Annotated in this window: 10 protein-coding genes; 7 read left to right on the top strand and 3 right to left on the bottom strand. The window is 57.1% G+C overall.

The genetic code is table 11. The features are described from left to right. Positions 1-6 precede the first annotated feature (6 nt). The 3 genes from JOF28_RS07920 to JOF28_RS07910 all read right to left on the bottom strand — a co-directional run bounded on the left by JOF28_RS07920 (position 7) and on the right by JOF28_RS07910 (position 3,753). A complete protein-coding gene (locus JOF28_RS07920; RefSeq protein WP_209705270.1) occupies positions 7-1,758 on the bottom strand; it encodes a flavin-containing monooxygenase in 1,752 nt (583 codons plus the stop codon). Between the two features lie 283 nt (positions 1,759-2,041). Continuing rightward, the gene (locus JOF28_RS07915) at positions 2,042-2,932 is read right to left on the bottom strand and encodes a VOC family protein (RefSeq protein WP_209705269.1); all 891 of its coding nucleotides are present in this window, start codon (positions 2,930-2,932) and stop codon (positions 2,042-2,044) included. A 122-nt stretch (positions 2,933-3,054) separates the two neighbouring features. Next, positions 3,055-3,753: a GntR family transcriptional regulator gene (locus JOF28_RS07910; protein ID WP_209705268.1), complete on the bottom strand. Its 699-nt coding sequence runs from the start codon at positions 3,751-3,753 to the stop codon at positions 3,055-3,057. A gap of 273 nt (positions 3,754-4,026) precedes the next feature. Between JOF28_RS07910 and JOF28_RS07905 the strand changes: the two genes are divergently transcribed. The 7 genes from JOF28_RS07905 to JOF28_RS07875 all read left to right on the top strand — a co-directional run bounded on the left by JOF28_RS07905 (position 4,027) and on the right by JOF28_RS07875 (position 11,814). Further along, the gene (locus JOF28_RS07905; protein WP_209705267.1) at positions 4,027-4,734 is read left to right on the top strand and encodes a fumarylacetoacetate hydrolase family protein; all 708 of its coding nucleotides are present in this window, start codon (positions 4,027-4,029) and stop codon (positions 4,732-4,734) included. A 41-nt stretch (positions 4,735-4,775) separates the two neighbouring features. Beyond that, a complete protein-coding gene (locus JOF28_RS07900) occupies positions 4,776-6,365 on the top strand; it encodes a bifunctional 3-(3-hydroxy-phenyl)propionate/3-hydroxycinnamic acid hydroxylase (protein ID WP_209705266.1) in 1,590 nt (529 codons plus the stop codon). A gap of 56 nt (positions 6,366-6,421) precedes the next feature. After that, positions 6,422-7,846, top strand: a complete 1,425-nt coding sequence (locus tag JOF28_RS07895; protein WP_209705265.1) for a carboxylesterase family protein — start codon at positions 6,422-6,424, stop codon at positions 7,844-7,846. A 20-nt stretch (positions 7,847-7,866) separates the two neighbouring features. Next, positions 7,867-9,180: an FAD-dependent oxidoreductase gene (locus tag JOF28_RS07890; protein ID WP_209705264.1), complete on the top strand. Its 1,314-nt coding sequence runs from the start codon at positions 7,867-7,869 to the stop codon at positions 9,178-9,180. Positions 9,181-9,216: 36 nt separating this feature from the next. After that, positions 9,217-9,678 carry a flavodoxin domain-containing protein gene (locus tag JOF28_RS07885; RefSeq protein WP_209705263.1) on the top strand — a complete coding sequence of 154 codons (462 nt, stop codon included), beginning with the start codon at positions 9,217-9,219 and terminating at the stop codon, positions 9,676-9,678. 160 nt (positions 9,679-9,838) lie between these two features. Beyond that, positions 9,839-11,038 (top strand): cytochrome P450, encoded by a 1,200-nt coding sequence (locus tag JOF28_RS07880; RefSeq protein WP_209705262.1) that lies wholly within the window; start codon positions 9,839-9,841, stop codon positions 11,036-11,038. Further along, complete coding sequence (locus JOF28_RS07875; RefSeq protein ID WP_209705261.1) at positions 11,038-11,814, top strand: SDR family NAD(P)-dependent oxidoreductase; 777 nt, start codon at positions 11,038-11,040, stop codon at positions 11,812-11,814. Before JOF28_RS07880 ends, JOF28_RS07875 begins: the two co-directional genes overlap by 1 nt. The last annotated feature ends 44 nt before the right edge of the window (positions 11,815-11,858 follow it).

Genomic DNA, 11,858 nt, shown 5'->3' with positions numbered 1-11,858 from the left:
TGAGAACTAGCGCAGGAACTCGTAGTCCTCGGGGTTCACCTGTTCTGTAATTGTCCAATAGTCGGTGATGGGGAACGGCCACACCTGAGATACGCGGCCCTTGGCGTTCTTGTACCAAGTCTTGACGTATGGTTGCCCCCATGCCATTCGGTTGTTCTCTGCATCAATATCTGCAATGAACTGATCAAGGGCTTGTGGGGTGACGTCGATTGCTTGAGTCTGAGTTTCAAACATGAGCTTGAACGACTTCAAAGCATATTCAACCGCGCGCTCGACCATAAAGTAGAGTCCGCCGGCCACGACACCGCCGGTGTTCGGGCCCATGAGCATGTACAAGTTCGGGAATCCTGGGACCGTGATGCCGGCGAAGGCGCGAGCGTCACCGTCCCAGTAGTCGTGGATCTCAACCCCACCGCGGCCGGTGATCTGAATCGGGTCAAGGTAGTCGGAAGGCCGGAACCCCGTCGCATAAATAATGACGTCGAGTTCAACTTCTTCACCATCAAGCGTGACAATGCCAGACGGAGTGAAATGCGAAATGCCAGTCGACACAAGTGAGGTCTGCGGTGCGGTGATAGTTTTGCTCCACACGCCGTTGTCGCGCAACATACGCTTTGCCCCTGGTGGGTAGCTCGGTGTCATGCGCTCGAGTAGTTCTTCGTCGCCGTTGAGCTGGTCGCGCAGCATGCCAATAATTTCTTGGCGCACCTTCTCGTTGGTAGGCGATACAGAAAGTGGCGCGCCTTCCCAATCAGGCTCCGCAGTGACGGTGTGGATGCGGCCTTCGATGCCGAGCAGCGTCATCCATAGGCGGAACCACTGGCCGTAGTACGGCACCTTGCGGCAGAGCCAGCGGAATGCTTCAGAAGTTTCGTTGTGGTAGGTCGGGGCTGGCAGCATCCACGGGGCACTGCGCTGAAACACGGCGAGCTTTTCGACATCGTCCACGATTGCTGGCGCGATTTGGTAGGCACTTGCGCCGGTGCCAATTACGGCTACCTTCTTGCCGGCGAGTGACACATCGTGCTGCCACTCTTGCGAGTGCATCTGCACTCCGGCAAAAGTGTCTTGTCCCGGGTATTCAGGAATGAACGGGTGGTCAAGTTGGCCGACGCCGGTAATGATCGCGTTGAAGTCGCGAACCTGTTCCGACCCGTCGGCGTCTCGTGTAGTGGCGTGCCACAGGTTGAGCTTCTCGTCCCAAATGGCGCTGACCAGGGCCGTATTGAACTCAATCGAATCGGTCATATTTCCACGTTCCGCTACAGACTCGAGGTACTCGCGTACCTCGTGCCCTTCTGCGAACTGGTGTGGCCAGTCGGTGCGCTGCGCAAATGAAAAACTGTAACCAAAGGTGGGGGTATCCAGGCGCACGCCGGGGTAGTGGTTTTTCCACCATGTGCCACCGAGCGTATGGCTTGTTTCAATCTGGGTAAAGCTGATTTCGGCTTGATTGAGTCGATAGGCGGCGGCAATGCCAGACAGGCCAGCTCCGACTACGAGCACCTCGAAGCCTTCTCTACCTTCAAAGTCAGATATCTGCCAGTCGGGAGCAGCATTTTTGGCCGGAGCTAGGTCGAGCTCGTGGGTGAGCAGCCCGTACCAAGAGTCTGAGGTGTCGCCGTTGGCTAGGTACGAGAGAATTTCTCGGGTCTCATGTTCGCTCAGGCGAGACGCGGAAGTGAGCTGTTCGTCCCTGACGCGACGAAGCGCCGTCAGAGCAATTTCGCGCGCTTCAGACTGCTGCTCCTGGCTCATTCCCCCGTGGGGTTTTCCGATGGTATCGACGGGCGTGAGCGGCGGGCGCAGGTGCTTTGCGAGGATCGAGGTGTCGGATGTGACAGCAGCCAACGCGGCGAGCAACGTGGGCAAGTCGGACTGGGCGACGATGGTCTCTAGCTCGGCGTCCGTCTCGGAGATCGGTTCGTAGGAATCTCGCCAGTAGAGGTCGTCGAAAGCGTCCGTGAGGGGGAGCGGTTGCGCGGGGGCGGGTGAAGACATCGGATACTCCTGGAATGTGGCGTGCGTAGGCGCAGATGCGCTAGTGGCTGGAAATCGCTTCAGAAGCGGGGAATACACCGTGCGAACGAAACTCAGTGAAATCGTATGTAGCCCAGCGGGTAGACCAATGACGGTCGTCGGCGTCCCAAACGATGGGGGGCCTGTTGTCGTCATAGATCATCTCGAGGTCGGTATAGAGCTCAACGACTGCACCATTGGGTTCTACGTAGTAGGCGGCTATATTGTGGCCGGCGCCGTGACGCACGGGCCCCATGAGTAGTTCACTGCCGTTTTCGAAGAGGCGATCGCCAGCTTTGCCGAGTTCTGCGATGCTTTGCACCTGCCATGCGTGGTGGTGCATCCAGCCCCGGCCCTTAACGAGGGCAATGCCGTGATGTTCGGGGTTGCAGCGCAAGAAGTATGCAAAATCATCACCGATGATGTCGGAGATGCGAAAGTCAAGAATGTCAACGAAGAAGTCGACCATTGCTTTTAGGTGCTGTGGGTGCAGGTTCACGTGGCCGAAGCGGTCGGGCCCAAAACTCTGCGGCACGAGAGAGACTGACGCCATTTGGGTGTAAATCTCGAAGACGAAGTTCTCAGGCCCAACGAACGAGAATCCGTCGGCAACACCAGGGTGCAGTGGCGTGTCACTGATCATCGCGAAGCCAGCATCGATGATGCGACGGCGTACGGTGTGGAGCGCCGCGCTCGTCGGGGCAACGAGGCCAATGTGCCCGAGTGAGTCTTCTGGGGAGTCAAGGTACACGAGCTCGTGGTGGGCACGGGCACGGCTTCCCAGAAAAACAGCGTTTCCGGATCGGCCGGTCTCTACGAGACCCAGGATGTCCCGCGAGTGCTGAATAGATTTCTCGATATCAGTAGTCTGGAGTGCGACATACCCAATCTCACTGATTACATGGCTGGTCATCTATGTCTCCCTCGACGTTGAAGCAGGCGGGGTGCGGTTGCACGGCCATATTTAGAATAGTGCATAATCTGTAAATCATGCACTATTTACTGAAATTTGCCCATCGGGCCCTCACCCCAGGACTAGTCCTGGAGTGCTGGGACGCTTGTGACCAGACCTGATTCGACAATGACCTCGGTTGTTCTGGTGTAGTGCTGGCGCAGAAGCTCAGCGGCGAGTTCTGCGTCACGCGCGGTTACGGCGTTGAGTATCTCGCGGTGCTCAGTCTCTACGTCTCGCGGGGTCGTGGCGGGAGCGACTCCACCCCATCTGCGGTAGAGCGATGTCGAGTCTGCGAGCCTGGATGAGAGATCGATGAGGACTTGAACCTGGCACGCCTCGAGAAGCTTCCTGTGGAATGCAGCGTGTGCAAGTACCCAGGCGTCGTCAAGCTTGGTGGGCTCGTCTGTGCGGTAGTGCTGGGTTCGCTCGAGTAAGTGGTGCGCAGCTATGAGTTCAGACTCCCAGGTGAGATCACCCCGCTCGACTGCGAGACGAATGCCTAAACCTTCGGTGACGCATCGGAGCTCGTTGAAGTCCCGCAGCTCGCTTAGTGAGAGCTGTGGGACAAAGAACCCGCGATTCGGTTTGAGCTGCACGAGGTCGTCGCCTGAAAGCCGAGTCAGGGCTTCGCGAACCACGGTGCTGCTGGTTATGTAGCGTTTTGAGAGTTCAGATAGAAGGAGTTTCTCGCCGGGCAGCCATGTGCCAGCGAGGATGTCCTTGCGGAGTTGATTTCGCACTTGGGTGCTAATTGTGTCGGAGTTTCCACGTCTTGCCATGGTCCCACCCTAGGATATTTTAAAGATATGTGATTATTTTGTATTTTTTGATAGAGTATGCACAATGCAAGCGGGGTAGCTGATTTACGCGCCCAGGCATATACAAACGATGACGTTGTACTAATGAGGAGACGAACTCACATGCGATTTGCTAGCTATCAGGGCGTAGACGGGCTTACCTGGGGGGCGGAACACGCGGGCCTGCTGTACGACCTGGGTCCAAGTGGGGCAGGTGTAGCGACATCACTGAAGGAAGCTATCGTCGGCAAAGTCTTGCCTGAACGAGCAGAGCAGGTCCTCGAGAACCCAAAACAGGCCGTTGAAGATACGACGTTCCACACGCTCATCGACAACCCTGGCAAGATTGTGTGCGCGGGCGTGAACTACCGCTCCCATCAGGACGAGACGGGGCGCGCCGATGTTCCGCACCCCACGATCTTTATTCGTTGGGCTGACACCCTTGCTCCGCACGGCGTCGACCTTACGCTGCCGCCCTCAGACATGTACGACTACGAGGGCGAGATCGCGATTGTGCTCGCTGAAGATGCTTACCGTGTGCCTCGTGAGGAAGCATGGAAGTACGTTGCGGGCTATGCGTTGTTCAACGACCTTTCGGCACGTGACTGGCAGCGCCACACGGGGCAGTGGTCCCCTGGCAAGAACTTTCCTGAGAGTGGTGCTTTTGGGCCCTACTACGTTCCGGCAGATAAGGTCGAGTCAATCGATGACGTCGTGCTGGAAACTCGTGTCAACGGTGAAATTCGACAGCAGGCTCGCGTCGAGAAGCTACTCTTCGACATTCCTGAGCTGATTGAGTACATCACTTCGTTCACTGCGCTGAGTGCTGGTGACGTGATAGCGACCGGAACTCCCGGTGGCGTGGGGCTCTTTATGACTCCCCCGACCTTCTTGAAGGATGGGGACGTTGTAGAAGTTGAGGCCACCGGTATGGGTGTGCTGAGCAACCGGATCGTTGCGTAGTTAGCCCTGACTGTCCGTGAACTGAGACTGGGACTGAGAACATGAATGCAGCAACTAATGACGTAATTGTTGTCGGCGCAGGCCCGATAGGCCTGACGCACGCTCTGATATTGGCAGACGCGGGATTCTCGGTCTTAGTCTTGGAACGCGCGACGCAGCCCGGGGATCTTCCCCGGGCGATCAGCCTCGTCGACGAGTCGCTCCGGGTGATGGCTGACCTTGGAATTGCGGAACCGCTGAAGAGCGAAAGTCTTCTCGACACGGGGAGTCGTTACTTTGGGCTGAATGGCCGTCTTCTGGCATCTGCAAAGCCAATGCCATCTCGGATCGGGCAGCCAGCGAAGTCTCAATTTGATCAGCCGGTCATGGAGCAACTTCTCTTTGATCGTGCACTTGAACACTCAAATATTGATTTCAAGCTCGGCCACGAGGTCACCGGCCTGTCTCAGAGCGTACGGGGGGTCACTGTTGAAGCTACGGATTCTCACGGTGCCAACGTCAGTTTTGCAGCGGAGTGGCTCGTTGGTGCAGACGGCGGCAAGAGTACGGTTCGGAAACTCGCGAACATTCCGCTAGTAGGGAGCACCCAGCCGCAGCGTTGGATCGTCATCGACCTGCTGGGGGAGACTGCGAAGCGAGATCCCTTTGCTGAGTTCCACTGTGATGGTAAGCGCCCGTATGTGCTGGTCCCTGGCGTGAAGGGCCGCCTTCGCATTGAGTTCATGCTGTTTGATCGTGAAGACGCTGATGAGATGACGCGTCCCGAAATGATCCGGAATCTAGTTAAGCCCTTCCGGCCCCAGCTCGACGATGCTGACGTGCGCCGCGCCGCGGTCTATGTTGCTCACCAGCGAATTGCAAAGCATTACAGGGTAAATCGACTGTTCTTGATCGGAGATGCGGCGCACTTGATGCCTCCGTTCGCCGGGCAGGGGCTGAACGCCGGTATCCGCGATGCGCAGAACCTGGCGTGGAAGCTGATTGAGGCACTACGCGGCCGAGCAACCGAGCAGCTGCTCGACTCATATGAGGTTGAACGGCATACACACGGCGCGAAGATGGTCAAAGTCTCGCGACGTGTGGGCCGTGTTGTTATGGCTACGGGAACTGTGGTGCCGCGGCTGAGGGACACCGTAGTGCGAGGCCTTTGCTTGATTCCGAAGGTACGAGACTTCCTCTCAGGAATGAAATTTATTACTCCTCCGGTCTACACGGAGGCGGGGGCAGCAACGGCTACGTCGGCCCTCCCAGCTCTTGCTGAAGTGATTGGCCGCTCACTGAGCCAACCGCGTGTTCAGACAACCGACGGTGAAGAAATGCCTCTCGACACCGTGCTCGGTACAGGTTGGTCTTTGATCGAGATCGCGGGCAGATCTGCCAGAACGGCGCCCTTGAACGCGGGCTGGGAAGCGTTTGGCGTGCGGCACGTTGTGATCGCTGCTGGCCGTCGGCCTGCCGCAAACGGTTCTGGCAGCATCGATCTAGTCGATTTGGATGGCTCTTTGTCAAAGCTGTCGGGTGAACGATCGCGCTTCCTGCTGATTCGCCCCGATAAGTATGTATACGGAGCGTTTGAACAGACTGATGAAGTGGCCATCTTGGCGAAGCTTCGGGAGCTTGTCAGCTTCTGATCTATCTATCGGGACGCACTGCGCATACGAGCACGATGAGAAATTGAGAGACTGTTTTGACCAGCACACTGGAATTCTTTGGCGGAGAAATCACCGCGCCCGCAACCGACGGTATCTTCGATGCGCGGGGCGTCCAGTATGCGCAATTAAGTGAAGCGAATAGGCCGTTTAGTTTGGCCGAACTGTCAACACCGCGGCAGACGTCTCCGGCTTGCTTCCCCCAGAATCCGGGGGGCCTTGATTTCTTGCTTGGCTCGGCGCTGTCTGATCTCGAGCAAACTGTTGATGCGTTTCACCTCCGTATCCAAGGGCCAGTCCGCTCGCACGATGCTCCAGTCATCGTCTTTGTTCCGGGCGGCGGCTTCTTATCAGGAAGTGGTAGCTCGCAGTGGTACGCCGGTGGGCAACTCTCTCGTGGCACAGAAGCAATCGTTGTGACTGTGAATTATCGAATTGGGGCCTGGGGCTTTTTGGGAGATGGGCCTGGAGCTGAACTTCGTAACCAAGGCCTGCACGATGTAATGCTGGCGCTTCGTTGGGTGCAGCGGTACATCACTGCATTCGGTGGAGACCCCGAGAACGTCACGCTCGCTGGTGATTCTGCTGGCGGTTGGATCGCGCAGGCGCTCGCAACTGCGACTGAAGCTAAGGGACTTTTTCGACGAGTGCTCTTAGTGAGCCCGCCGGGTGACGCGCCGTTCGATGAGGCAGCCTACCGGGAGCGCAGCAGCGCATTCGTGGCAGCGTTGGAAGTGTCACCTCAAGAGGCCACAACCTCCGATGTGCTTTCGGCTCAGCAGCAGCTGGTGGCAGAGTACAGAGGTCGGGGGATGCCAGTATTCCCTGTCATAGATGACGGACTGGTGTCGACCGAGACCGGCGACGCGTGCGCGTTTGGCAAGAACGCGCACGTCTCGGACGTGCTCGTAGTGACGACTTCTGACGAGGGTCAGGCATTTGTGGCGGCTGCACCTGATGCAGCGTTCACTGAAGTGCGTGTGGAAGAGGCGATAGCGGCGACGTTTAATGAGCCCGAACGCGTTGCAGTCATGCTCCAAAATAGCCGTAAAGTCGCATCAGCGAAGCAGCGAATGGGCGATGTAATCACACTCGAAAAGTTCAGATTGCCTGCGATGCAGTTGGCGGAATCTGCGGCTGCCGCGGGCATTCCAGCGTCGCTTGTGCGTGTGCATGACCCAGTGGGGCTTGCGTTAGGGGCTCCGCATTGCTTTGCGGTCCCGCTGTTGTTTGGAAATCGTGAGCAATGGCAAGGCGCACCCATGCTTGAGGGAATGCCCCGAGAGGTGTTTGAGCAGATGTCGGATGAACTAATATCCATGGTTCGAATTTTTGTAAGCGGCGGACAAGACGTTGAGCCCAATCTGCGGCGGGAGACTCGGGAACTTGGAGTTTCACCAACGACAAGGATTGAGCCCGATAGCTGGATTAAGGCAAAATCAACTAGCAGTGCCGCTAGCTGAGCAATGTAAGGAATGATTAAATGAGCACTGAAAATTCAGTAAAGATTGCAGTTGTTGGAGCTGGCGCAGCGGGGTGCTATCTTGCGCAGGCGCTGCAACGGAGTCTGTCAGCGGCGGAGATTGTCATCTTCGACAGGTATGCATCTCCGTTCGGGCTCATTCGCTACGGTGTTGCAGCTGATCATCAGCACACAAAAGCGATTACGCGGCAGTTCGAAAGAATGTTTCGCTCCCCAGATATTAGGTTTGCCGGTGGCGTTCATATCGGCGAAGGCGCAGAAGCGCAGCTGTCGGTCAATGACCTCGCGGCTCAATTCGATGCCGTTGTCTTAGCGACGGGTCGTTACGAAGACCGGCCGTTAGGGGTCTTGGGAGAAGAACTTCAGGGCGTCTTTGGTGCGGGTGCGATCACTCGGAGGTTGAACTCTGCACCTAATGCAACTCAAGCGTTGGATGAGCTTGGCGATGAAATTGTTATCGTTGGTGCGGGCAACGTTGCGATGGACGTGTTGCGATTTCTGGCAAAGCCAGCATCACTCTACGCGGGGAGCGACATAGATGATGAAGCGCTTGAAGAGTATGCGAGGGGGCCTGCGAAGCGCGTCACTGTGCTCAGCAGATCATCGGCCGCTAAAAGTGCTTTCGACCCTCAGATGCTCAAGGAAATTATCGACTTAGATAGTGTTCACCTCACTGCATATGGCGTTGAATCACCTGACGGTGACATTGATGCCCGGGGTTCAGCCCGGCTGGAGCTAGTCGGCAGCGGAAACGGTTCCTCGGGGGGCTCCCATGACGTTCAGGTCGATCTTCATTTTGGAGCCGAACCGGTCGAGCTGCTTGGCGACGCTCGTGTTACAGGCGTCGCCCTGGTGCGGCAGAGTGAACGGGTCATCATTGATGCGACTAGCGTGATCACAGCAATTGGGTTTGAATTAGGTGACACACGCCTGGTTTCAGCTGCTTGGTCGTCTGAAGAGTCGACGGATGCGTCTGTCTTTGAGCCAAGCGACTCAGGCAAGGTGGCTCCTGGTGTTTACCGGACTGGGTGGCTTAAGCGTGGAGCCACGGGGGGCGTTCCCGAGAACCGTGCTTGCGCCAAGTCTGTAGCTGCTGAGATTGAGGCTGACTTGCAGTCTGGTGAACTCGCTCCTCGTTCTGATAAAGCGGGGTGGGTGGGGCTCCCAGCGGATGTGAGAGAGTTAGCTGTTTCGTATTCAGATTGGCTTCGGCTCGATGAGCACGAGCGTGCTGGCGCAGGCGCCGAACGTGTGCGGCGAAAAGTGAAAACTGCGCAAGACATGATTCGTGTAGCGCGCGGGGCATCCTCATAAATTTGGTTATAGAAAGCTTTTAAGAAGGGAATCGCTATGAAGGTACACGTACTGTATGGCACAGAATCTGGCAATTGTGAGCTCATCGCTGAGGACCTCATTGAACAGCTTAAGGAGTCTGGTTGCGAGACTGAGCTGAATGAAATACACGAGATTGAGCCGGGGGCGCTGACGACTGACCGGCTATATGTGGTTGTGTGCTCGACTCATGGCGACGGTGAAGTCCCCAATGTGGTGAAACCATTCATCGATGATTTTGATTCGGTCCTGCCAGATCTCAGCGGTGTTGTGTACGCAATGTTTGGGCTCGGAGATCGATTCTACGAAGCAACTTATAGCCAGGGCAGCGAACACATCGACCGCCGCTTTGCGGGGCAGGGTGCGAAGCGAATCGGCGAGTATGGCCGGCACGATGCATCAAGTTGGGATGACGCAAGCGAAGTGGCGCTTGAATGGATTGAAGGGGTGCTTCAGGAAGCCGCGTCGCTGACAAAATAACACCTGAACGCTCAACCGTGCGCGGCCACCCAGCGCGCATACTGTATTAAATACTAGATTTTATGAAATCCAGCACATTTCATATAGTTAACGGATAGTCTTGCCGTATGCCGCTGCACCGCTCGGTCAGGGTGGTCAACCTCAAAGAAGAGAGTAGAAAATGCAAAGCTCGTCGCTTCCGGTTATTCACGAGGATCCTTACGGGGAAGACGTCTGGCTCAACCCGTACCCCTTCTATACTCGCTTGCGAGATGCCGGCCCCGTGGTCTACCTCGAAAAGTACGATGCCTACGCAACCGGGCGATACGATCTGGCGCGAGAGGCCCTACTCGACTGGCGCCGCTTCACTTCCGCGCGCGGTGTGGGGCTAGCTGACCTGGCCGATTCAGAGCGGTGGCCTGGCCTCAAGCCGAGTGGCCTGGTTGAGCAGGACCCGCCGAACCATGACGTAGCTCGACAGGCGATCATCAAGCTGTTTACCGCGAAGGAAATGCGGGGACTGCAGGCGAGGCTGACGGCTCGGGCCGAGGAACTCGTTGATGAACTCCTCGCTAAGGGCACTATTGATGCCTACGAAGATTTTGCCTACCAATTCCCCTTCTCGATTGTGCCTGACCTGATCGGTGTGCCTGAAGACGGTCGGGACAGCATGCTGCCGTTCAGCAGCCTCTCCATCCAAGCTTCGACGTCGCCGCACAACGAAAGGATTCGTGAAATCATGAGCGAAGCTGGTCCGCTTCGGGAATGGGTTGCTAACGCCAGCAAGCGCGAAAACCTCACCCCAGACGGCTGGGGTGCACGTATCTGGGCCATGGTTGACGAGGGTGACATTGATGATGAGCTGGCGGTAAAGCTGATCCGGGCACTTATTACGGCCGGCATGGACACCACGATCTTTGGGCTCGTGAACACGATTCACTCACTTATTGATTTCCCGGAACAGTGGGAAAAGCTCTCCGCTGAACCCGATCTCGCAAAGTTTGCACTTGATGAAACGCTTCGCTTCGAGTCGCCTACTCAGACGATCACTCGCACAGTGTCGGAGGACACCGAGCTCGGCGGAATCAAGCTCACCGGTGGCAAGAAGATCATCTTCTTCACCGGCGCGACTGGGCGTGATGATCGCAAGTGGGGCGAGCGTGCAGAACAGTATGACCTGACGCAGGCGAGTCGCGATCACTTGGGGCTTGGCTTTGGAATTCACCAGTGCGCAGGCCAGCCGCTAGCCCGCATGGAGGTGCAGATTCTGCTGACCACGTTCGCGAAGAAGGTTACCAACCTCAAGCTTGCTGGCGAGGCCGTGTCGCTTAACACCGCACCACTCAGGAGCTGGACTCAGCTCCCGATTGAAATTTCATAGTGGGTACCGCCCCTGTGGGTGGCTCGGCGGAACTTGCCGGCAAGTCGGTTCTCGTTACGGGGGCTGCGGCTGGAATTGGTGAAGCTGCAGCCAAGTTGTTCGCTCGCGAAGGTGCGTCTCTTGTCGTCGTGGACCGCGACGAGGGGGCGCTAGCGCAGTTGGTTGCTCTGCTGGAGGCAGATGGCTTTTCTGCGATAGGCCTGTCTGGCGATGTGACTGATCATGCGTTCATGACTGATGCTGCGCAAACTGCTGTGGGTAGCTATGGCAGCCTGGATGGAGCATTCAATAATGCTGGAATTCCGGGACCTTCGGGTGGCTTGCTGGATGTTGAGTTTGCTGATTGGCAGCGAACGCTAGACGTGAATCTCAACGGTGTCTGGCAGTCAATGCGTGCTGAGCTTGCGGCAATGACTGCTGGTGCGGCGATTGTGAACACCTCGTCACTGGCGGGTCTCATCGGAGCTGCGCAAGCCGCAGCCTATTCGGCCAGCAAGCATGCAATCCTCGGGGTGACAAAGTCTGCGGCCCTTGAGTATGGTTTGCGCGGAGTTCGTGTGAACGCCATCGCCCCCGGGCCCACGAGAACCCCGCTGCTTGAACGGCTATTTGAGACTGTTGCAGGCAGCGAGGATCGAATGGTCTCCAGGACGGCGCTGAAGCGCACGGCTGAACCGCTCGAGATTGCGCAGGCGGCGCTTTGGTTGCTGTCTGACCGCGCCAGCTACGTCACGGGCCAAGTGATAGCTGTCGACGGTGGGCAGACTGCCTCGTAAGGCTTCTGTCGAAAAGGTCTCTCGCGGGGATCACTGGATTCCCG

Origin of the sequence: Leucobacter exalbidus (assembly GCF_017834145.1) — a bacterium.
GTDB lineage: Bacteria > Actinomycetota > Actinomycetes > Actinomycetales > Microbacteriaceae > Leucobacter > Leucobacter exalbidus.
Note: the sequence above shows the minus strand (reverse complement) of the source record. Positions and strands in the feature narration are given on the sequence as shown.